At 43.7% G+C, this 23,071-nt stretch carries 18 protein-coding genes and 3 pseudogenes; 10 read left to right on the forward strand and 11 right to left on the reverse strand.

Annotation, left to right across the window (positions count from 1 at the left end):
* Window positions 1-158: 158 nt before the first annotated feature.
* Window positions 159-1,766: a family 14 glycosylhydrolase gene (locus AC0WRU_RS23855; RefSeq protein ID WP_476126574.1), complete on the forward strand. Its 1,608-nt coding sequence runs from the start codon at window positions 159-161 to the stop codon at window positions 1,764-1,766.
* Here the strand turns inward: AC0WRU_RS23855 and AC0WRU_RS23860 are convergent.
* Entirely contained in the window at window positions 1,727-2,683 is a 957-nt protein-coding gene (locus AC0WRU_RS23860; RefSeq protein WP_476126575.1) for an IS30 family transposase, read from the reverse strand. The genes AC0WRU_RS23855 and AC0WRU_RS23860 overlap by 40 nt on opposite strands.
* A gap of 115 nt (window positions 2,684-2,798) precedes the next feature.
* Between AC0WRU_RS23860 and AC0WRU_RS23865 the strand changes: the two are divergent.
* A pseudogene (locus tag AC0WRU_RS23865) lies at window positions 2,799-4,340 on the forward strand (alpha-amylase family glycosyl hydrolase); the annotation flags it as partial.
* 167 nt (window positions 4,341-4,507) lie between these two features.
* Here the strand turns inward: AC0WRU_RS23865 and AC0WRU_RS23870 are convergent.
* The 4 genes from AC0WRU_RS23870 to AC0WRU_RS23885 are packed head-to-tail and all read right to left on the reverse strand — an operon-like array spanning window position 4,508 to window position 7,010.
* Window positions 4,508-4,612 (reverse strand): putative holin-like toxin, encoded by a 105-nt coding sequence (locus AC0WRU_RS23870; protein WP_476126576.1) that lies wholly within the window; start codon window positions 4,610-4,612, stop codon window positions 4,508-4,510.
* Window positions 4,613-4,616: 4 nt separating this feature from the next.
* Window positions 4,617-5,351 (reverse strand): ABC transporter permease, encoded by a 735-nt coding sequence (locus tag AC0WRU_RS23875; RefSeq protein ID WP_476126577.1) that lies wholly within the window; start codon window positions 5,349-5,351, stop codon window positions 4,617-4,619.
* A gap of 29 nt (window positions 5,352-5,380) precedes the next feature.
* Window positions 5,381-6,100: an ABC transporter permease gene (locus tag AC0WRU_RS23880; RefSeq protein WP_476126578.1), complete on the reverse strand. Its 720-nt coding sequence runs from the start codon at window positions 6,098-6,100 to the stop codon at window positions 5,381-5,383.
* Window positions 6,084-7,010, reverse strand: coding sequence for an ABC transporter ATP-binding protein (locus tag AC0WRU_RS23885; protein WP_476126579.1), 927 nt, complete (start codon window positions 7,008-7,010; stop codon window positions 6,084-6,086). Before AC0WRU_RS23885 ends, AC0WRU_RS23880 begins: the two co-directional genes overlap by 17 nt.
* Before the next feature lie 294 nt (window positions 7,011-7,304).
* On the opposite strand from AC0WRU_RS23885, the gene papA (AC0WRU_RS23890) reads away from it, so the two are divergent.
* The 4 genes from papA (AC0WRU_RS23890) (at window position 7,305) to AC0WRU_RS23905 (ending at window position 11,072) form a co-directional block, all read left to right on the forward strand.
* A complete protein-coding gene (gene papA, locus AC0WRU_RS23890) occupies window positions 7,305-7,454 on the forward strand; it encodes a freyrasin family ranthipeptide (protein ID WP_476126580.1) in 150 nt (49 codons plus the stop codon).
* 75 nt (window positions 7,455-7,529) lie between these two features.
* The gene (papA, locus tag AC0WRU_RS23895) at window positions 7,530-7,679 is read left to right on the forward strand and encodes a freyrasin family ranthipeptide (RefSeq protein ID WP_476126580.1); all 150 of its coding nucleotides are present in this window, start codon (window positions 7,530-7,532) and stop codon (window positions 7,677-7,679) included.
* 146 nt (window positions 7,680-7,825) lie between these two features.
* The gene (papB, locus tag AC0WRU_RS23900) at window positions 7,826-9,229 is read left to right on the forward strand and encodes a PapB family radical SAM/SPASM ranthipeptide maturase (protein ID WP_476126581.1); all 1,404 of its coding nucleotides are present in this window, start codon (window positions 7,826-7,828) and stop codon (window positions 9,227-9,229) included.
* Between the two features lie 112 nt (window positions 9,230-9,341).
* On the forward strand, window positions 9,342-11,072 hold the full coding sequence (locus tag AC0WRU_RS23905; RefSeq protein ID WP_476126582.1) for an ABC transporter ATP-binding protein: 1,731 nt from the start codon (window positions 9,342-9,344) through the stop codon (window positions 11,070-11,072).
* Between the two features lie 153 nt (window positions 11,073-11,225).
* Here AC0WRU_RS23905 and AC0WRU_RS23910 read toward each other — a convergent pair whose 3' ends face one another.
* The 3 genes and pseudogenes from AC0WRU_RS23910 to AC0WRU_RS23920 form a co-directional block, all read right to left on the reverse strand.
* Window positions 11,226-12,254 (reverse strand): NADH:flavin oxidoreductase/NADH oxidase, encoded by a 1,029-nt coding sequence (locus tag AC0WRU_RS23910; protein ID WP_476126583.1) that lies wholly within the window; start codon window positions 12,252-12,254, stop codon window positions 11,226-11,228.
* Between the two features lie 319 nt (window positions 12,255-12,573).
* Window positions 12,574-12,780, reverse strand: a pseudogene (locus AC0WRU_RS23915) (sugar ABC transporter substrate-binding protein); the annotation flags it as partial.
* Window positions 12,770-14,587, reverse strand: a complete 1,818-nt coding sequence (locus tag AC0WRU_RS23920; protein WP_476126584.1) for a methyl-accepting chemotaxis protein — start codon at window positions 14,585-14,587, stop codon at window positions 12,770-12,772. The pseudogene AC0WRU_RS23915 and the gene AC0WRU_RS23920, both read right to left, overlap by 11 nt.
* A gap of 282 nt (window positions 14,588-14,869) precedes the next feature.
* Here AC0WRU_RS23920 and AC0WRU_RS23925 point away from each other — a divergent pair.
* A pseudogene (locus AC0WRU_RS23925) lies at window positions 14,870-15,630 on the forward strand (CobW family GTP-binding protein).
* 60 nt (window positions 15,631-15,690) lie between these two features.
* Here AC0WRU_RS23925 and lepB read toward each other — a convergent pair.
* Window positions 15,691-16,314 carry a signal peptidase I gene (gene lepB, locus AC0WRU_RS23930; protein WP_025683849.1) on the reverse strand — a complete coding sequence of 208 codons (624 nt, stop codon included), beginning with the start codon at window positions 16,312-16,314 and terminating at the stop codon, window positions 15,691-15,693.
* 329 nt (window positions 16,315-16,643) lie between these two features.
* Here lepB and AC0WRU_RS23935 point away from each other — a divergent pair, with 329 nt between their 5' ends.
* The 3 genes from AC0WRU_RS23935 (at window position 16,644) to AC0WRU_RS23945 (ending at window position 20,815) form a co-directional block, all read left to right on the forward strand.
* Window positions 16,644-17,993 carry a right-handed parallel beta-helix repeat-containing protein gene (locus AC0WRU_RS23935; protein ID WP_476126585.1) on the forward strand — a complete coding sequence of 450 codons (1,350 nt, stop codon included), beginning with the start codon at window positions 16,644-16,646 and terminating at the stop codon, window positions 17,991-17,993.
* Between the two features lie 111 nt (window positions 17,994-18,104).
* On the forward strand, window positions 18,105-19,637 hold the full coding sequence (locus tag AC0WRU_RS23940; RefSeq protein WP_476126586.1) for an MFS transporter: 1,533 nt from the start codon (window positions 18,105-18,107) through the stop codon (window positions 19,635-19,637).
* 50 nt (window positions 19,638-19,687) lie between these two features.
* The gene (locus AC0WRU_RS23945; RefSeq protein ID WP_476126587.1) at window positions 19,688-20,815 is read left to right on the forward strand and encodes a glycoside hydrolase family 88/105 protein; all 1,128 of its coding nucleotides are present in this window, start codon (window positions 19,688-19,690) and stop codon (window positions 20,813-20,815) included.
* A 133-nt stretch (window positions 20,816-20,948) separates the two neighbouring features.
* On the opposite strand, the gene AC0WRU_RS23950 is transcribed toward AC0WRU_RS23945, so the two are convergent.
* Window positions 20,949-21,761 (reverse strand): PD-(D/E)XK nuclease domain-containing protein, encoded by an 813-nt coding sequence (locus tag AC0WRU_RS23950; protein ID WP_476126588.1) that lies wholly within the window; start codon window positions 21,759-21,761, stop codon window positions 20,949-20,951.
* Window positions 21,761-22,969: an ATP-binding protein gene (locus AC0WRU_RS23955; protein ID WP_476126589.1), complete on the reverse strand. Its 1,209-nt coding sequence runs from the start codon at window positions 22,967-22,969 to the stop codon at window positions 21,761-21,763. The genes AC0WRU_RS23950 and AC0WRU_RS23955 overlap by 1 nt, the downstream gene beginning before the upstream one ends.
* Window positions 22,970-23,071: the final 102 nt, after the last annotated feature.

The following is a 23,071-nucleotide window of genomic DNA, read 5'->3' on the forward strand; positions in this document are numbered from 1 at the left end:
CTGTCTATAACAAGATGTCACTAGCGAATTAGTCATATTTCTCCACCCCGACTGTGCAATAAATTCTTCTTTTTATGCAATCGCTTGCTTTATACTATTTTTGTAGGCGTTTACAATATGTTGTCGAAATAGACTATGCTTTGGGGAGGATGATCGGTTTGACCTTGTATCGAAGTCTATGGAACAAAGGATGCCTGATTCTATTAAGCCTTGTGCTGTCTTTGACCGCCTTCATTGGCTCACCCTCCAATACGGCGAGCGCCGCGGTTGCTAATGATTTTCAAGCTTCTGTCATGGGACCTTTGGCGAAAATCAGTGACTGGAGTGCCTTCAAAAAGCAACTGCAAACGCTGAAAAGTAACGGCGTGTATGCCATTACCACCGACGTATGGTGGGGCTATGTCGAGAGCGCAGGAGATAACCAGTTCGATTGGAGCTACTACAAAACCTATGCAGATGCCGTGAAAGAAGTGGGACTGAAGTGGGTCCCCATCATTTCTACGCACAAGTGCGGTGGAAATGTGGGTGATGACTGCAACATCCCGCTTCCAAGCTGGCTGGGGAGCAAGGGCAGTGCAGATGAAATGCAACTCAAGGATGAAAGCGGCTATGTGAATAACGAGGCCCTTTCACCGCTATGGAGCGGGACTGGTAAACAATATGACGAGCTGTATGCGTCATTTGCTGAAACCTTTGCTGGCTTCAAAAGCATCATTCCCAAAATTTATTTAAGCGGTGGGCCGTCTGGAGAATTGCGATATCCTTCATACTATCCGGCAGCGGGATGGAGCTATCCTGCACGGGGCAAATTCCAAGCCTACACCGAAACAGCCAAAAATGCGTTCCGCACGGCCATGAAAGAAAAGTATGGATCATTGGACAAGATCAATGCAGCTTGGGGGACCAAGCTGAGCAGCCTTAGCCAAATTAATCCTCCGACCGACGGGGACGGATTTTACACGAACGATGGGGATAATTCCACGTACGGGGAGGATTTCCTGTCGTGGTACCAAAGCGTGCTTGAAAACCATCTGGGTGTCATCGGAGCTGCTGCCCACAAAAACTTCGATTCTGTGTTCGGTGTCCGCATCGGAGCGAAGATTTCCGGCCTGCACTGGCAGATGAACAATCCTGCAATGCCTCACAGCACAGAGCATGCAGGTGGATATTATGATTACAACCGTCTCATTCAGAAGTTCAAGGACGCTGATCTGGATTTGACCTTTACTGCACTGGAGATGAACGACAGTGGCACAGCACCGAATTATTCCTTGCCGTCCACACTGGTAGATACCGTCTCCTCGATCGCTAATGCCAAGGGTGTTCGCCTGAATGGTGAAAACGCACTCCCAACGGGAGGCAGTGGCTTCCAGAAAATTGAAGAAAAAATCACGAAGTTCGGCTACCACGGCTTTACACTACTGCGCCTTAATAATCTCGTTAACAGTGATGGCTCACCCACCGGAGATATGGATGGATTCAAACAGTATATCGTAAGCAAGGCAAAGCCTGGAGATAACGGAGGCGGTACAGGCAACAAAGTAACCGTATACTACAAAAAGGGCTTCAACTCGCCTTACATTCACTACCGCCCTGCTGGCGGAAATTGGACTGCTGTACCTGGTGTGAAAATGCAGGAGGCCGAGATTAGCGGCTATGCTAAAATTACCGTCGATATCGGCTCTGCCTCCCAATTGGAAGCCGCCTTTAATGATGGGACGGATTGTCAAGCCAAGTGCGACAGTTCCTCTGTAAACGATTCGTGAGCCGTTTTCCAACCCAAGCATTTTCGTGGACGATGGTTGATTAAATCCAGGGAACGCTCCAATGCTTCATCTGTGATCTGTGCGAAATCTGTACCCTTGGGAAAGAACTCTCGAAGTAGGCCATTGGCATTCTCGTTTGATCCGCGTTGCCAGGAAGAGTATGGGTCAGCAAAGTAGATCTGCACGCCATGTGTGGCTTCCAGATTTGCATAACAAGCGAACTCCTTTCCACGATCAGCCGTAGCGGTTCGAAACGCTCCAGCGGGATACTGTGAAGCGGCTACGCCAAAGGCAATCTTCATCGACAAGGCTGTGCGATCCGGCATTTGAATCGCAGTGTACAGGCGAGTCTTCCGTTCAATGAAGGTCGCTACACAGCCTTTACTTTTTCCTCGACCAGACACCACTGTATCCAGCTCCCAGTGTCCAAAGGTTTCCCGGGAACGCACCTCCTTGGAGCGTTCGGAAATCGACTTGCCCACGGCAAACTTCCCTCGTTTTTCAGCAGGCTGTTGCCGTTTACCTTTGTGCCGCAGTACCTTCAAGTCCACTTGGGCAAGTTGACCGGCATAGATCCAACGATAGATGGTCTTGCAGCACACGGTGGGCTTGCCTTCTGTTCTAAAACGCTCCACGATCTGCTCCGGAGACCAGGTCGCCTGTAGCTTTTCTTCCAGTTCTTTGGCTTGTTCTTCTGTCCATTTGCCTTGGGGTACAGAAGCTTTACGGCGCTCCTTGTAAGCGTGTTGGGAGCTTTCTGCTTCGTAGGATGGTAGCTGAGCATTCCGACGGATTTCACGGCTAATGGTGCCGTGGTGTCGTCCCAACTCCACGGCAATCGCTCTTGCACTTTTCCCCTGCTGATGCAGGATTTCTAGCTTGCTTCGTTCGATTATGCTAAGATGTGAATAACTCATGGACTGATTCTCCTTGTGTGAATGCTGGTGTGGTAACTTTCATTCTACACGAATCAGGCCATGGGCCCTTTTTTATTTATTTCCAGCGGGTGTCGCACTTCATATTACAATCCGTCATGGTAATAACAACTGGGGTAGCAACAACACCAAAAATTACTTCTTCAGCACAGGAACTTCTACCTACACACCCGGCTCTAACGGAGCCGCAGGAACTGTCCAAACGGGGTCGCCTTCGGGCGGCTCTACTCCCACTGATCCGGGTAATCCCTCCAATCCAACTCCCCTTAGCACAGACTGGAGCAAACAGAGCATTTACTTTATCATGACAGACCGATTCAGCAACGGAGATCCATCCAACGATAATTACGGTGGTTTCAATTCCAACAACAGCGATCAGCGCAAGTGGCATGGTGGCGATTTTCAAGGTATTATTAACCAACTCGACTACATTAAAAATATGGGGTTTACCGCCATCTGGATTACTCCGGTAACGATGCAAAAGAGCGAATACGCTTACCACGGCTATCATACGTATGATTTTTATGCGGTAGACGGACATCTCGGTACCATGGACAAGTTCAAGGAGCTGGTCCGTAAAGCACACGACAAAAATATCGCTGTGATGCTGGACGTAGTCGTGAATCACACAGGTGATTTCCAACCGGGGAACGGCTTCGCCAAGGCTCCTTTTGACAAAGCGGACTGGTATCATCACAATGGCGACATCACAGGGGCAGACTACAGCTCCAACAACCAATCGAAAATCGAAAATGGTGACGTGGCCAGATTGGATGACCTGAATCAGGACAACCCAGATACAGCGAATGAACTCAAAAACTGGATCAAATGGCTGCTGAACGAGTCGGGCATCGACGGACTGCGAGTGGACACCGCCAAGCATGTACCGAAAGGCTTTTTGAAGGATTTTGACCAGGCCGCCAATACCTTCACCCTCGGTGAAATTTACAGTGGCGATCCTGCTTATGTGGGCGATTACACCCGGTATCTCGATGCCGCACTGGATTTTCCGATGTATTATACAATCAAGGATGTGTTCGGACATGATCAATCTATGAGGAAAATCAAGGAACGCTATACGGATGATCGTCACTATCGCGATGCCCAGACCAACGGCGTATTTATCGACAATCATGATGTGAAACGTTTCCTTAATGACGCCTCCGGCAAGCCTTGTGCTACCTCTGACAAATGGCCCCAGCTCAAGGCAGCCTTGGGCTTTACTTTGACCTCACGCGGTATTCCAATCATCTATCAAGGCACCGAGCAAGGCTTTAGTGGCGGAGATGATCCCGCCAACCGGGAAAACGTCGTTTTCAACGCCAATCATGAGCTGTACCAGTACATTGCCAAGTTAAACCGTGTGCGCAACAGCCACCCCGCTCTGCAAAACGGCAGCCAAAAGGAAAAATGGGCGGACGACTCCTTTTACAGCTTCCAGCGATCTAAAAACGGCGACGAGGCCATCGTACTCATCAACAACTCGTGGAACAGTCAAACCCGCACGATTGGCAACTTCGACAATCTGTCCAACGGCACTCGCCTGACCAACCAATTAAGCAACGACCCCATTCAGATCAACAACGGTTCGATCACCGTGACCCTCGCTCCAAAGGAAGTTAAAGTTTTCACCAAATGAGTTACATCGATTATTCCATTGTGCTAACATAAATGATAGAAGGATATACTAAAAAAGAGCAAGGATGCTGGTAACATCCCTACTCTTGGCAACAGCCGCTTTGAAGAGCGGTCGGCTGAAAAAGGTGATCTACAGAAATAGACCGCTTTCCCCTTGAGCAGGGCGGTCTATTTCTTTTTGTTTTGGTTCAACGCAATAACAATCGTAACGATTAATCCGATCAACGCTACTAATAGCGTGCCGAACATCATCATTAATGTCAGAGCACACATTCTACTATTTTTCTATACGAACATAACTTCTCAACGCCAAAAAAAGCCCAAGCGCAAAAATGAAACATATACTGATGATCCCTCCAGGAACATACGTAAATGTTCTGCCCATGTCACCATGGGGAGAAAACAATAATGGCACTGTCCATGGATAAAAGGTATTCCCCGGTGTATTAACTAAAACAAAGTTTAAACACATAACCGTACACATCCCAATAATGGCGGGCACAAATTTTCTCCAACGAATGGCGAAGAACGTGATGATCGGGATAAGCATTGCATGCATGACAATCATTTTAGCGAAGATCCCGAGCTGATACATAACGATTTCAAAGGTTAGCGGTCTGGTCGTAATAAATGTACCCAATACTGCAGTTATCACCAATGCCAACAACAGGCTAACAGCGATGTACATATAGATAACGAGCAGCTTGCTGAAGTAAATCCGAGTTCGGCGAACTGGGTTTGTAAACAGGGCAATATGGGTTTTCTCCTGATACTCTCTCGCATAGATATAGCAGGTCAAAATGTAGTAGCTCATATACCCGGTTAGAAAGTTAATAAGAATAACAATACTCATAAAGAAGTCGTTCCAACCATCACGATCTATGGAATACTTGGGACTACCCGCGTAACTGTATAGTTCCAAAACAATGGTTAATACTAAAATTATCACACTCAACCAAAGAATTTTGGTTCCTTTCAGCTTTAAGCACTCTGCTTTAAACAGGTCAAGCATAGTAACCCTCCTTTCAAAAAACTCCCCATTTAGTCTTTTCTTTGATATGTCCATATAGATAAAAACAATCCAAGAAGAAAGGTTATGGATAAACTCAACCACGCTACGGGAATATTGACGTGTCTGACCGCGCTTCCTTCATTGGGGGATAAAAGATAGGGCACAATCCAAGGGTACCATTCACTTTTGTACATAAAATTTAAAAATATAGCAGTACAAACTACGAGTACAACCACCATAATGCTCTTCCAGCGTATAGCAAAAAAAGAGGCTATCGGTATTAACATCGCATGCATCACACACATTTTGGAAAATACTTGGAAATGGTATACCCAGATAGCCATCGTTAAAGGTCGATCTGTAATGAACATGCCTAATAATGCAGACAAAAACAGAACGAAAAATAAGGACACAATAATAAATCCATAAATAATGATCAATTTACTAAAATAAAATTTAACTTTGGTGACAGGCGTTGTAAACATAAACAGATGCGTGTTTTCCTGATACTCTCTTGCAAAAATATGACCAGTTAAAATGTAATAGCTGATAAATCCGGCTGCAACATTGACCAGAAGAACTATTCCATTAAAATAGTAGGTCCAACCTCTCTTATCAATTGAATATCTGTAAAAAATAGCGCTCGAGGCGAATTCCAGCAGTATAACAGCCAGCAATATAATATAACTCAACAAGAAGGCTTTAGAGCCTTTAAGCTTAATAAGTTCTGCTCTAATCACGTCGCCCATCCTCTCCTGAAATGAGAGTCAGAAAGTACTCCTCTAGTGTCTGCTTTGAGGTGTGTATCTCATAGACTGAAAACTGATGATCTATTAACTGTTTATTGAACGCCGCTGTATTCTCAATCGGACTATGAATTCTTAGTTGTTGTGGGGATATCACCTGAGATTGTAGCTGCTTCATGTGTTCTTGCAGAAACGTTTGTACTGCTTCTGCATCGTCTACCTTTACATCTGTGTATTGCTCAAAACCGTCCTCCAACTGACTCAGACGATCTTCCGCTAACAGTTTTCCATTATGTATAATCCCGATGTGTGTAGCTAACTGCTGAATTTCGCTCAAGATGTGGCTGGAGATAAGAATCGTTTTCCCGTCTTCCTCGCACAACCGCTTCAATAGCTGACGGACTTCCTTAATCCCAGATGGGTCCAGTCCATTCGTCGGCTCATCCAATATGAGTAACTCAGGGTCATGAACAAGCGCTCTCGCAATCCCTAGTCTCTGCTTCATTCCTAAGGAAAAATCCTTAAACTTCTTTTTACCGGTATGATCTAGTCCTACCGTAGCTAGGGTTCGTTCAATTCTCACATCATCCTGCACCCCCATGTACGTACAGCAGATTCTCAGATTATCACGTGCACTCAGGTTTTCATATAAACCCGGTGTTTCGATGATCGTGCCTATTTTCGAGAAGATAGACGGATAGTTTTTCTCCAACCGCTCGCCAAATAAAAAAACCTCCCCACTTGTAGGCTCTATCAGCCTCATCAGCATGCGGATGGTAGTGGTCTTGCCAGCTCCATTTTCACCGAGAAAACCGTAAATACTGCCCCGCTCCACATGTAAGGATATATCGTCTACGGCTGCTGACATCCCAAACTGTTTACGGAGCTTTTTCGTTTCAATAATATACTCCATTTCTAAACCTCCCATTACAATAATCACCATTTATCATACATTTATTGTAGTAATGAATCAATAAAAAATTACAACTCTAGTTTTTTTAAAACCTTATTTACATATATAACAAAAACCATTTATTTTACATCTTGAAAGTAGTTAAAGATGTGATATAAGTTGCTTAAATAATACAAAAAATAATAATATTATACAAAATTTTGTAACACATATTTTTCCTTTTTGAGTGTATGATTTCTATATGCCTTACATATTCATACACCGTATAGCTTAATGAAAAGAGGTGAAAAACTTATGTTAAAACAAATTAATGTTATTGCTGGAGTTAAAGAACCAATTCGCGCTTATGGCTGTTCAGTAAACGATTATTGCTATTTCTGTGACACTCAAGATTATTGTCGAGCATGTGACAAATCTGATTGGTGTAACAACACGGATACCTAGGATGTATCTATAATATTTTGTTCATTACTAAGATACTTACAATTCGTATCATCAAAATAAAAGGAGGTGAAAACTATGCTGAAACAAATTAATGTCATTGCTGGAGTTAAAGAACCAATTCGCGCTTATGGCTGTTCAGTAAACGATTATTGCTATTTCTGTGACACTCAAGATTATTGTCGAGCATGTGACAAATCTGATTGGTGTAACAACACGGATACCTAGAATGTATCTATAAATATTTTGTCCATTACTAAGTTTGAGACAGTTAATATCATGTTTAACTTTCCATTTTCAAAACGGGATTAAATAAAATTAATCCCGTTTCCCCTTTCTTAAAATATCCCAATAATAAAAGTGAGGTCTTTGAAATGGCTAATCTGATTCAGGATAAAAAAGATGAAATCATTCATTTTCACCCTTATAAATTGTTTGAAATCGACTCAAAAACCTTCTTTTATAATGTGGTAACAAATGCCATATTTGAGATTGACTCATTAATTATCGATATTCTACATAGTAAAGGAAAAAACGAGGAACACGTTGTTAAGGACTTATCCGAACGTTATGAATTATCACAAGTAAGAGAAGCCATACAAAATATGAAGGAAGCATACATTATTGCCACAGATACCAACATATCAGAAGTGGAAAAAATCGGTGTGCTTGATAACTCGCAAAGAGTCTTCAAATTATCCTCTCTGACCTTATTTATGGTCCAAGAGTGTAATCTTCGATGCACTTACTGTTACGGGGAGGAAGGAGAATATAATCAAAAAGGGAAAATGACTTTAGAGATTGCCCAATCTGCCGTAGACTTTCTAATCAAACAGTCGGGAGAAATAGAGGAATTGAATATTACTTTTTTCGGGGGAGAACCCTTGTTAAATTTTCCCCTCATACAAGAGACAGTGCAGTATGTTCATGAGCAATCCGAAATTCATAATAAGAAATTTTCCTTTTCAATAACTACAAATGGTACACTCATCACTCCTAAAATCAAAAACTTTTTTTACGAACATCATTTTGCTGTGCAGACCAGCATAGATGGTGATGAAAAAACACATAATTTCAATCGCTTTTTCAAAGGCGGACAAGGCTCTTACGATTTACTATTAAAACGAACAGAAGAAATGAGGAATGATCGTAAAATAGGCGCACGTGGCACAGTAACCCCCGCAGAACTTAACCTTTCTAAGTCCTTTGACCATTTAGTGAAACTGGGGTTTAGAAAAATATATTTATCTCCAGCACTTTATTCCCTATCGGACGAGCATTATGATACTTTATCAAAAGAAATGGTTAAACTCGTAGAGCAATTCCGAGAGTTACTGGAACGTGAAGACTATGTTACAGCCAAAAAAATGTCCAATGTCCTTGGCATGCTTAGTAAAATTCATTCCGGCGGTCCTAGAATCCACTTTTGTGGAGCGGGTACGAATGCGGCCGCTGTTGATGTTAGGGGAAATCTGTTCCCTTGCCATCGTTTCGTAGGCGAGGATGAATGCTCTATTGGCAATCTATTTGATGAAGATCCATTGAGCAAACAGTATGATTTCATTGAGAATTCAACAGTAAGAAATAGAACCACCTGTTCAAAGTGTTGGGCCAAAAATCTTTGTGGTGGTGGATGCCATCAAGAGAACTTCGCAGAGAACGGAAATGTCAATCAACCTGTCGGTAAACTTTGCAAAGTAACTAAGAACTTCATTAACGCTACTATAAATTTATACCTCCAACTTACCCAAGAACAAAAAAGCATCCTTCTGGGCTAGTAATAACCACTCGGCATTGTACCTCTATCACTTCATATGCACTTATTAACAATGCCGATCTAGCTACTTTGATTCGATTTGGCTTTATCCCCAAATATGGAGGGCCTATTTTATGTTCCAGCTAATCAGAAAATACATTAAGCCTTTACTGACACTGCAAATTACTGTACTTTGTATCATTATCATAAATATATTGTTCATGATCTACCAACCTATTTTAATGCAAAGGCTAATAGATTCCTATAACACAGAAACACTCTCGGCTAAAGAAATCAGCTATTTAGGTAGCCTTTTTTTATTACTACTAATTGGTGGAGGATTGACAGGAGCACTGAGAGATACAATTATTTTTAGAATCCGTAATTTATTACAGTTTCGATTGAGGAATGATATTTATCATCAAAATCTTAATCTAAGAAGTCATCAGCCTAACGGAAAAGTTATTGCCTTACTCTATAATGATGTCGAGGCTCTTACTGGATTACTAAATCAAGCGTTTATAGCTATGTTTACGGATTGTTTGACAATTATCGCAACCGTTGTTGTTCTCTATTTTATGAATTGGAAATTAGCAACAGTCTCCCTGATCTTTATCCCTATTTACTTTTTCTTATACTACAATTCCAAAAAGAAAGTGTACCAATTAAATGTTGCCTACAAAAAACAATATGAAAATATGACAGAAACCCTTCAATCAGGTTTAAAACAAAAATGGACTTCAATCAGATTCAACCGCCAGAAATATAGTAGTGCCTTATTCTGCAGAGAACAAATCCTTCTGATTCGTATTTTGAAAAAACTTTTTGCTAGAGAACTATTACTAGGTATAATCAGTAATTTTTTAAGCGGATTTTTCCCTTTACTTTTACTAGTTATTGGAGGTTTTTTACTAATTAAAGGAGAGATCACCTTAGGCACGCTGGTCGCTTTCAGTACATATATAGTCAAGTTGCTACAACCGGTATCACGCTTATCACAATTAAACGTAGGTGTACAATCAGCGGTAGCTTCAGCCGAAAGGATTCTTACCTTTTTCAATTTAAATGATGTTTGGAACGGTAAAAATATTAGGGGATTCGTGGAAGATGAAATACATGTAAAAAACGTATCATTTTCTTACAATAATCTAGCTCCTGTTCTTAATGACATCTCTTTTAAAATCAAAAAAAATCAAATGTTAGGTATCGTAGGGGAAAGTGGATCTGGTAAAACGACTATTGTGAAACTTCTAACCGGGGAAGTCATTCCAACTCAGGGTGAGATCCTCTATGGGGATTACAGATTACACGATTTGAATAAAAGTTCCTTCTATAAAAATATAGCGGTAGTCACACAAGAAGAATTATTAACAACTGGAACCATATTCGAAAACATTGCTTTCGGTAACAAAAATGCTACTTTATATGAAGTTGTTGATATTTCAAAAAAGGTGGGGCTACATGACTATATCTCATCACTTCCCGAAAAATATGATACTTACATCGTTTCCGAAAAATATGACCTATCTGTAGGTCAGAAACAACGTCTGGCTATAGCAAGGGCATTGCTTCATAATGCACCCGTGCTCATTTTTGATGAGCTGACCTCTGCTCTTGACGCTGAAACTGAATCACTAATCCTGCATCTTTTAAATGAGCTTAAAGGTAAGCGAACCATCATCATTATTGCTCATAAATTCCAAACAGTCATTCATGCGGATCATATATTAGTTGTTCAAAATGGTCAAATTATAGAACAGGGCAACCATGCTGATCTAATGTCGTATAGCAGTATTTATTCTAACTCTTATATGAAACAAAAAGATTATCTACAAAATGAAGTACAGGAGCCATCCTACAAATAAGGAAACTGCCTTGTATAGACTACTGAGTTTCCTCACCTGTGAGCAGAAGTACAGGAAAGGCAGTCCTAAACAACAAAACAGGCACCTACAACGAAGCGTACACTTCGTTGCAGGTGCCTGTTTATATATAAACAACGTGGGATTACTTAGGCCTTAGTAGCCACGTTGATATTGTTCAGGAATGGAAGGCTTCTCGCCGCGCAGCGTCACCGCTGCATGAGTCGCCCAATAGGGATCGCGCAGCAATCCGCGCCCCACGGCGACCAGATCGGCATCCTCGTTGCCAATAACGGACTGCGCTAAGGCTGGGTCATCCAACGAGCCGACGGCGATCACCGGGATATTCAGCGCCTCGCGGATTTGGCGTGCAAACGGCACTTGATAGCCCGGATAGTTGCCCGGCTTTCTGGCTCCGGCCGGGCCTTCTCCGCCCGAGCTGACATGGATCACGTCTACGCCCGCAGCCTGATATGCCCGGCTCAATTCAATCGTATGATCCACATCGTATCCGCCATCTACGTATTCGGCTGCGCTGATGCGGAAGATTAACGGCATACCCGCAGGCATTTCCTTGCGTACAGCCTGAATGACTTCAACACCAAAACGGGATAACTCCTGACCATATACGTCGTCCCGTTTGTTCGTGAGCAGCGAATGGAATTGGTGAATCAAATAACCATGTGCACCGTGAAGCTCAATCGTGTCCACGCCCGCTTGAACCGCACGCCGAGCGGCGTCTGCGAATTTTTGCACCATGCCACGTACTTCCTCCGTGGTAAGCGCCCGCGGCTGTTTATAATTCACATCCGGGTATGCAATCGCCGAAGGAGCCACTGGCACTGCTGCATCCTCAGCTTTACGGCCCGCATGAGCAATCTGGATGCCTACCTTGGACCCGTGCGCATGAATGCCGTCAACCAGCTTCTTATAAGCCGGGATATGCTCATCTGACCAGATGCCCAGATCATAATCTGTAATCCGTCCATCCGGCTCCACGTCCGTCATTTCTATAATAATCAGACCCGTGCCTCCAATAGCTCGGCTCAGGTAGTGAACATGATGCCAATCATTCGGAATCCCGTCCTTGGCTGTCACCGAGTATTGGCACATCGGGGCCATCACTACACGATTTTTTAATTCCAAATCCTTCAGTTTATAAGGTGTAAACAACGAATTCGTCAAAACGTTCACCCTCTCTTCTCTAATCTTTACCACCAAAATCAGGATACCCTTCCAAACCACACAGTCTATCCAGACTCAATCGGCACAGTCCAAACGGAATAAAGAGATTCCCCAAACGGGGTATCTCTCACATTTGCAACTTGCAGTCATTATGTATGTCGTATGTCGTAGATATATTGCACACAACCTATTATCCACAACTCAATAACTTTTTGCAAGTAAATATTTAAATATTATTAAATATTTTTTTGTCTACCCCCTCACAGACTTCTAGCTATAGCAAAAAGACGCCCTTACGGACGCCCTCTGCAAATCAGTCTTATTGTGCCGAGCCTAGTTGCACCCACGCTTTTTTAATCTCAGCAACTGCCTGATCCTTGTTCATGTTGCCGCTGATATAAGCCTGCATCAGCTCGCCAAATTTTTGGTGGAACGTATCCAGCGAGTAGTTAACAGACAGATCACCGGACTTGGACGTTTTCAAAATGCTTTCCATTTCCTTAGGTATTTCCAGATCAGGAAGCGGGATGAATCGGTGTATCCGAAATTGGAATTCTATCCATAGATGTACGTCTGGTGAATGTCCCGCGCCCACCATTCGTATCCCCTGAATGGCCCGAAGCCGAAGCATTCTCGTCTGCATCGTCTGTAATGCGGAAATGCTGTATTTCCGACATTAGCTCAGCAGCCATATGACGCAGCGAATTGGCAGAATCCGCAATAACCTCCATAGAAGCGAGCTGCTCCTCGCATACAGCCGTAGCTGACTCCGCTTCCTCTGCAATCTCACGAGACAAGCCTACCAGCTTTTGCTCCGAGTCCAGCAGTTGCTCGGTAATTGCAGACAGTTCTTCGGTCGCAGCCGACACGTCTTGCGTATGCTCGGCTACCGTTTGTACCGCTTCATGCACTTTGCTAAACGTCTGCCCCGTGCGGTGAATCAGATCTGTTCCAGCCTCAACCTCGCTGGAGCCTTTCTGGATCGAGTCCACGGCCTGGTTCACTGTATCCGCCATGGCATCCATAAAGACAGCAATCTGCTGGGAAGCTTGACCCGTCTGTTCCGCAAGCTTCTTCACTTCACCCGCCACGACAGCAAAGCCCATACCCGATTCCCCGGCTCTAGCCGCTTCAATGGAGGCGTTCAACGACAGTAAATTGGTTTGCTTGGCGATATCCCGAATAAATTGCGTTACGCTTTGGATTCTCTTCGATTGCTCGCCCAGGTCCTGAATGACCTTGACCGAATCCTTCATCGTATCCTGAATATGGCGCATCTGTACAACCGTTTCCTCCAGGTCTGCATTGCCGCGCTCTGTCTCGTGAATCGCTCGCTCGGACAACTCTGCGGTAATGGATGCGGATTGGGCAATCTTTTGAACGCCTTCTGCACTTTCCTTGACCGCCTGCTGGTTTTCACGGTTTCGCTCAACCTGATTGCCCGCCGAATCATGGATTCCCTGTACCGTCTCCGCCATCTGCCGTGTACCTTCCGCCACCTGTCCGGAGCCATTGGACAGCTCACCCGAAGCCAGCGTAACTCCCTGTGCGTTTTGATAGATCACTTGCAGCAGCGAACGAAGCTGGCGTTTCATATCGTTAAAGCTCTGCGCCATTTCACCAATCTCATCCTTCTGTCGAATTTGAATATCCTCCTGTGTCAGGTCTCCTTCTGCAATACGCCGCGCGGCTTGAGCCACCTGAACCACCGGACGGGCAATCATGCGGGTAATTACATACGCCAATGCGACTCCGATCACCAGTGCGAGCGCCATCGCAATGATAATCATCGTCTGTACATATTGAAGCTTCTCACCCTGCTCGACTTGAGATTGATTCAGAAGATCCATCTGGTATTGCTCCATCACCTGTGACTGTTGTTCCAGAGCAAGCGCCATCGGCTTACATTTTCCCTCCACTAATCTCGTGTAGGTCGCCACATCCCCCTGCTGCTTATATGAGGTAATTTCCTTCACGATATCTGCATATTCAGCCTCCATCTGCTGGAGTTGTTCTGCCATTTGTTTGGGCTTGTCCAGTGCTGGCGTTGATTGCAGCTTCTTCATGGTCGTTGCAAAGGTTTCGCGTTCTTTCAGATAACTGTTCATTTCGTCCTGATCGCCAGTCACCAGATACCCGCGAAAATACTTGGTCTGACTCGCAGCATCGTACTCCAATTCTTTAATCATTAAAATTTTAGCGACGCTATCATCAATCATGCTTTGATATGATTTATGTAAAGACGAAGTAGCATACTCACCAATAATACCCACAACCAATGTAAGCAATAATACGGCTGCAAAACTAATGGATAGTTTTTTACCAATTTTCATTCTGAAATATCTCCTTTGTATGGGATAATTTTCTTAGGTCTATTGGGTTATTATACGCTTGTTTATCATTTGAAACAGTTAAATTTGATGCATAAGTTTCAATTATTGAATATACAACATTCCAGGTATGATACGGCACCGAATAATATATAGATCACTTCTTTTGTTGATTTTTTTCTCCCCTTTTCATGTAGCTTCCTTATCTGACATTGTAGCCACTACAACACATTCAGCATTTCATGAACACTTTCGAAGGGATGAGTGATTACGTTGGCAAACACTATGGAATTGGAGAAGAAAATACCGGTTACGGTACTTAGCAGGTATCTCGGTTCAGGCAAAACCACGCTGCTCAATCATGTGCTGAATAACCGGGAGGGCTTGCGGGTAGCCGTCATTGTCAATGACATGAGCGAGGTAAACATTGATGCGGATCTCGTTCGGGATGGCGGAGGATTATCCCGCGTGGATGAGAAGCTGGTGGAATTTTGTGATGTGCTGATTATTAACAAATGTGAAAGGAGATTTTGAACACGCATCGCTGCGACTTTGAAACAGCCAGCCAAGCGGCAGGCTGGATCCATGAGATGAACAAGGAAGAACACGTACCGGAGACAGAGGAATACGGTATTGCTTCGTTTGTGTACAAGCGCAAAATCCCGTTTCACCCGGAACGTTTGTTAAAATGGCTGGCCAAATGGCCTGCCGAGGTTGTCCGTTCCAAGGGATTGGTGTGGTTCGCCACGCAGAACCGCACCGCCTTTACATTCAGTCAGGCGGGCAGCTCCAAGCAATTTGCACGCGCAGGACTGTGGGTATCTGCTTTGACCGAGGAAGAACGCCAACACTATCTCGGAGAAGCTTTTGAAAAAACACCCGATTGGGACGAAAAATACGGCGAGCAGGTGACTAAGCTCGTATTTATCAGCATAGATATGAATCGGGAAGAAATTAAGCGTACGCTGGATGAGAAGCTGCTGACTCCTGAAGAGATGAAGCAGGACTGGCGCAAGCTGCCTGAGCCTTTTACCCCAAAAATATAACAGCTTCAGAGACACGCAGAGCGCCTAAAACGGGAACAGCATTCCGTCTTAGGCGCTCTTCTATTCATCATGCTTTACCCACTGCGCGCTGCCCAGCGGCCAGAAAACCACATCTGCACGTCCAACAATATCTTTAATCGAAACAAAGCCAATCGCACGACTGTCTCTACTGTTATTTCGATGATCGCCCATGACAAAAATAGTACCTTCGGGAACCTTGGACTCGGTTATTGTTGCATTCGGGAAGTCCACATTGTTGTACAGCTCGCCCTTGGCATGTGCTTCTTGGACAGCTCCCTGAATGTATGGCTCCTCTACTTTCTTACCATTCACGTAAAGATTGTCGCCTTGATATTTAATCGTGTCTCCCGCAACACCAATGACACGCTTGATAAAATCCTTCCCTTCTTTTCTCACGTGGAACACAACCACCTCGCTAGGCTTGGGATCATGAAAATCATAAATCAGTTTGTTCACGACAACTCGCTCATCTGTCTTAAAGTTCGGCTCCATAGATGCTCCCTCAACGATAGATGGTACAAATAGCAGCCAACGTATAATGAACACGAGAACAACACCTACCATAATCGCTTTAAGCCAATCCACGATCTCATTTTTAACTTGCGGCTGCTTTTCCAAAACTTTCTGTGTAGCTGGACTCGTCGAATGATTCCCATGATCCATGCGTCAGAACCGCCTTTTCTCATAGATTCTATTCCTAATATGTGTATATTGTATAAGTATAATCAACTTTTCCCAGTTTGGCAAAACCGTGTTTTTAGTTGAAACAAAAGTGTGAACTTTTTTTCACAACATCAAAATATTATCAAAAAACAGTTGATGCAAACGTTAACATATATTAAACTGAGCTTATACTTCTTAGAGAGTTTTAGACATATGCCAGTTAATCCATCACCCAGGGGGGTGTCCTCGTTTCGCATGAAAGACAGCATAAGTCGCTTTTATAGTGCTATTTTAAAAAAAAATAAAAGATGAAATAAGGAGGAATTTACATGTTTAAACGAAATGAACGTCCAAAAAACGGGTTTAACGCTCTAAGACTCGGTGTTTCTTTTGTATTCGCTTCTTCTTTTCTTATTGGAACCGCTTACGCAGATACGTCATCCAATGCCCCTTCTTCTTCCCTTTCAGAAGAGGCTGTCAGTGCAACGGATTCATCTACTATCTCCACCACACTGGCAGCAGGTGACTTGTATGTAGCACCAAATGGTAACGTGTCCAATCCAGGCACCATATCCAGTCCTACTACTCTTGAAGCCGCACTTACACAAATAGCTCCTGGTAAAACCATTTACCTGCTCGGAGGCAACTACGTCTATTCCTCAACGATTACCGTTCAGCATGGAAATAATGGAAGCGACGGCTCCCTCAAAGGGTTGGTTGCTTACGACAGTGAAAAGCCTGTACTTGATTTTTCGGGTCAAGCCTTGGGCTCTACTAACCGTGGACTCCAGCTTTTCGGAGACTATTGGCTGGTAAAAGGCCTTGAAGTAAAGGGTGCCGGGGATAACGGTATCTATATCGGCGGCAGCAACAACCGGATTGAAAATGTGGAAACTCACCATAACCGGGATACCGGTCTTCAGCTCGGACGCTACTCCACTACAGCCGCTAACAGTGAATGGCCTTCGAACAACCTAATCTTGAACTCCTACTCTCATGATAATGCTGATCCAGATAACGGTGAGGATGCCGACGGATTTGCCGCCAAGCTGACCGTAGGACCGGGCAATGTGTTCGATAACTGCCTGGCTGCGTACAACGTAGACGACGGTTGGGATCTGTTTACCAAAGCAGCAACCGGACCTATCGGAGCGGTAACGATCTTGAACAGTGTCGCCCACCACAACGGACAGACTTCTGACGGAACGTCCACCGCTAGCAGTGACGGCAATGGTTTTAAGCTGGGCGGGGACAAAATCAAGGTCGACCATATCGTCAAAAACAGTATTGCCTTTCAGAATAAAAAGCACGGCTTTACCTACAATAGCAACCCCGGCTCCATTACCCTGACTAATAATACCTCATGGAGCAATGGCGAAAGCAATTTTGCTTTTGACAAGGGTGAACACGTATTTATTAACAATCTTTCCTTTGAAGGAACAGCCAGTGACAAGACCAGTGGAACCGATCAAGACAATTCTAACGTCTGGTGGAAAAGCAAAAAAAGCACCAATGCGAAAGGTCTTCTCGCCAGCGCTGATGACTTTGTCAGTCTCGTTCCTTCCATTACTAGAAACACAGACGGTTCCATCCAGCTAGGTAACTTCCTCAAGCTGGCTTCAGGAAGCGATCTGATCGGCTCGGGCACTCCGAGCGGCAACAATATAGGGGCACGCTAAAAGCCCAACCCAATCAGGACGCCCTGGCCCATCTACCAACATAGACATTCAGCATAATATAGCGACCGGTGATAGTCCTCATAACCAGACAAAATATGAGGTGAACAGATCATGGAACGAAAAATCACAATGAAACATACACTCGCCTATGGAAGCGGCAACATGCTGGGAAGCGGTGCACTTGCTATTAGTGGCGCATGGTTAATGTACTTTTATACAACCTTTTGCGGACTGTCTCCCGTTCAGGCCGCAGCCATTTTCTCCGTTGCCAGCATCATCGATGCAGTCAGCAATCCGATCATGGGCTTTATTAGCGACAACTTTCATCGAACCCGCCTGGGCCGTAAATTCGGCAGACGCCGTTTTTTCATTATGATGGGTATTCCACTGATGCTCGTGTATCCGTTGCTTTGGGTAGATGGGTTGGGTTTCTGGTATTACCTAAGTACGTACGTGCTGTTTGAACTGGTGTATACCTCTGTCATGGTGCCCTATGAAGCACTCGCCTCAGAGATGACCCGGGACTTCGGCGCGCGCTCCAGATTGACCGGATGGAAGGCCATGTTCGGTAAAATTGCCAATTTTGCCGCCGCTTTTATCCCTGGTCGCTTTATCGCGGAGTATGGCAAAGACTCTCCATTGCCCTTCTTTTATACCGGACTCGTGTTTGCAGGTATCTTGCTCATTGCGATGGCATTTTTGTACAAAAACTCCTGGGAACGCCCTACGGAGGAACTGCAAAAGGAACTGGAAGGTGAAGCTCCGCTTTCCTTTATAGATTCCATGAAAAAGCTCTTTATCGACATTTCCTCGACCTTCCGGGTGAAGACGTTCCGTCATCATCTGGGCATGTATCTGGGCGGCTTTTCAGCCGAGTGGCTGTTCACTTCTGCCTTTACGTACTTTATTGTGTTTTCCCTGTTCCAAAGCTCGGAGATGGTATCTAATCTGAATAGCTTTAACTCTGTCATTCAATTAATTTCCACCTATTTCTTCATCCAGTTCTGTGTGCGCAAAGGGTTCCGTATGCCTTTTATCGCCGCACTCGTCGTCGTTTGCTTTAGCGTAGCGGGTTACGGCCTGCTCTATATAACGGGAGCCTCCAATACGATGGTATGGCTATATGTCATCACACTGTTTATGGGTCTTGGTACAGGCGGGGTCTACTATATTCCTTGGAATCAATATACGTTCCTTGCTGATGTAGATGAGGCACTGACTGGCCGTCGCCGGGAAGGAATTTATGCAGGTATGATGACTTTCGCAGGTAAAATGGTGCGAGCCGTCGTCGTCTTCATACTTGGCTGGGTGTTACAGCATTTCGGATTCGTATCCGGGGCTGATAGTCAGCCGATCGCAGCTCAGCATGCTATATTTTACGTGCTCGTCGTTGGAACCATCGTTTTGGCGATCATCGGTATGATTGCGTCTCTCGTGATGAAGCTGGATATCGACAGCCACAAGAAGCTGATTACCGAAATTGATCGTCTCAAAAACGGCGGCTCCATGAAGTCAGCCAAACCGGAAGCTCGAAAGGTATTCGAGGATCTGACAGGCTTCACTTACGACCGGTGCTGGGGCAACAATAATGTAGGTTTCAAGAACAAACCTGCTGACCCTAAATCACATACGCCTTCCATGTAAGCACAAACAACGATTACCAATCAAATATTTACCAATGAGGTGACTGTGTCATGGCAAATCCAACATCACAACCGACAACCAATCCTACAAAAACAGATTCTTGGGCTGTACGCATGAGCGATTCTGTTCTACAGCGAAGTCCGGAGTTTTACGAAAAATGGGAATATGACCACGGCGTTATTTACAGAGGTCTGGAATGGGTTGGCGAACTGACAGGCGATCCCAAGTTTATGGAATTTGTAAAAAAACATATGGATCATTTTGTTGACGAAAATGGCGTGATTCAGCGCTATAAAGTAGATGAGTACAATATTGACCACGTGAATAACGGAAAGCTGCTCTTCTCTCTGTATCGTGCCACAGGAGACGAACGATATAAAAAGGCAGCTTACCAATTACGCAGTCAGTTGGAAAAACACCCTCGCACAAGCGAGGGCGCATTCTGGCATAAGCAAATTTATCCGTATCAAATTTGGCTGGACGGCTTGTACATGGGTGCCCCGTTCTACGCTGAATTTATCCGCGAATTTGGAGATCCGTCAGAGTTTGACGATGTTACCTTACAATTCAAGCTCTGCTATGAACATACGCGTGATCCTCAAACAGGCCTGCTCTACCACGCTTGGGATGAGAAGCTTGAACAGCCATGGTGCAACCCGCAAACAGGCTGCTCCAAGAACTTTTGGGGACGCTCTATCGGCTGGTTCGTTATGGCACTCGTTGACGTGCTGGACTATATTCCAGAAGATCACGCAGATCGCCCTGCCTTGCTCGATATGCTGACGGAAACACTGGAAGCTCTGCTGAAAGTACGTGATAAAGAAAGTGGAGTCTTTTATCAGGTGCTCAACCTGGGCCATGTGAAAGGCAACTATTTGGAATCCTCCGCTTCCTGCATGATTCTCTATGCTATCGCCAAAGGCGTTCGCAAAGGTTATCTGCCAGAGCATTATCGTCAAGAGGCAGAGATCATCCGCAAAGGCATTATTGATGAATTTATCACGACTACCGAAGAAGGACTCGTGAATCTGAACAAAACGGTGCAAGTAAGCGGTTTGGGCGGTAAAGATCGTCGGGACGGTACCTTCGCTTACTATATCAGCGAGCCGATTGTGACGAACGATCCCAAAGGAATCGGAGCCTTCATTCAGGCGATGGCTGAAGCGGAACGGCTCTAAAACGGACGATTTGTATACCTTCTATAACAGAAAAGGACGGGGCCAATGGCAATGGCCCTCGTCCTTTTCTTGTTTTAGCTACAGAGATGATAGGTAGCTGCCTTGTTATATCTCCCTTGCACTCATTTTTTGTCTACATTACAACAGGCTGCATGATTATGGTTTCAATTTGTTTTCCGTCTATATCCAAACTCTTATGATATGTCTTACAAAAGGCATCCACATTACCTATAATTTTGTCCTTATCATAAATAAAGAAATATACATACTTCTCCCTATAATGGAAGGCGTCTGACCCCAATTGTTCAGTCAATTCACGTTCACTCATTTTGGGACGCGAACATTTGACTTCTATTACAGTTTCATACTCCCTTAAATATATATCATATCTAACAGATTTATAGCCGCCGTCATCAGATATCTCGACCCTTGCTTCTGGAAAAATCGGACGAATGAGGGAAAATAACATACGTTGTACATCGTACTCGTTTCCTAGAGATATTTTAGTAAGATCCTCTTGTCGAATCGTTCCCCTACCGTGTACAGGTTTCTTATACATTTCTTCTATATGTTTATAAAAATTACGCATAATTCTTCGGATAATCACATGGAAGCTTTGAAGATCAATAAGATCTGAGCCCGAAGATAAGGGAGGAGATATTTTCTCAAATAGCCCCTTGTTTACATCAATTATCAATCCTTCTAAATAAGATACACCTGCATCTTGAAAAGTTTTTGCATCGGTCTTTAACAAAAATTCACGAGCAACTGATGCATTTGAAAAAGCTCTCTGAAGAATTCTACTTGTTGAAATTCTCCACTCTTCGAGCTTCACCTCGTTATTATTCTCGGACTGAGTCAGTAGCCGAACCTCATCAATCTGTTCTTGAATAGCTTGAATTGTTTCACTTTTTGTTCTATTTGATGTGGTCATGCTCTCTCTCATTAATGAATCCCCCATCGTAAATAAAATAAAAAGTGTGGCTCCAAAATATAAATTTCCTCATCCTTATATTCGAAGACCTGATAAATACTCTCACTATTTTGCATAATGGATTGAACCTGCTCTATTGCAGATTTGACCTTTGGCTTATCCGGCTTGTCATCACCATCACTAATTAGTTCATCAATTCTCTTCTTCATATCTTCTATAGAGATGCTAATCTTAGGGGGATTTAGTGAAATTGCCTTTATTAATAGCTCATAGATGTCCGCATTCTCACCAGTCACAAGCTTATAGGTTTTTCTCTGCTGCCCTCTTGGATTCGGCCCAGCCTTTAACTTCCTTACCACGTCTTTATATGAGAGATTAATTGTTGTCATCTTATAAGCTTCTTCAAGCTGGGTCTTACTCGTAATCTGTGCATTTTCACGGTTATGATCTACATCCAGTTGAATAGCAAGGTTCAAACATATAGATTGCATGAGCTGAGGAGAAGCAAGACTTTCAAGAGCTATATCCTTAGCATAGCTTAAGTCAATATTCATACCTAATGATTGAAAACCTGTTGTTGCGATTTCACTTAGTTCATCCAGTTGCCAAGGCTCAATGTTGATAAGATTCAACCTTCCACTCAGATCAGGATTCTTACGGATGGCATCATCAGCTCTGTGAGGCAAAGAAATGACAATCGTTCGAAATTGCTTTCGAATAGCATCTTTTAATTGATAAGCCATTTCTAGCTGCATATCCCCTGGTGCATAGTGAAAATCATCCAAGACAAGAACTAAATCATTTTCATTAAAAAATTGAATAATCTTATCTTTGCCAGAACGAAATGATTCTGTGATTGCTGTTGACTTTTTTTCTATAAGACCCGTAGTTCCTTCTCCTTCAATACCTCTACGCTCTGTATGGTTGCTTTCTAGTGATAAACCTACTTTTTTGGCTACGGTTACCCAAAAATCTTCTGAATGTTTAAAGTCATTTCCTGTCAAATCCACAATTTTATCTTGCCCTATTACTTTCTCACACAAAACGGTTTTCCCGGTTTTTGAAGGGCCAATAATTGATGTTAAATAACCAATAGTTTTAAGTGATTGAGCTAATCTGAATTCGTATGAATAGGAAGTATCGGGTGTGTTTCTCGAAACGTAGGTATATGTTGGGAAAGCCCCCGGTATAAATACCTCGTATGATTTTAATACCAGCATAATCTCCCCCTAAATACTATTTTAGTATAGTATATACCTAAAAATATTATTATATAAGCTATTAAAGGGCTTTTAAGACTAATTAACTCGTTACAAAATTGA

It is taken from the genome of Paenibacillus sp. 1-8 (genome assembly GCF_056316205.1).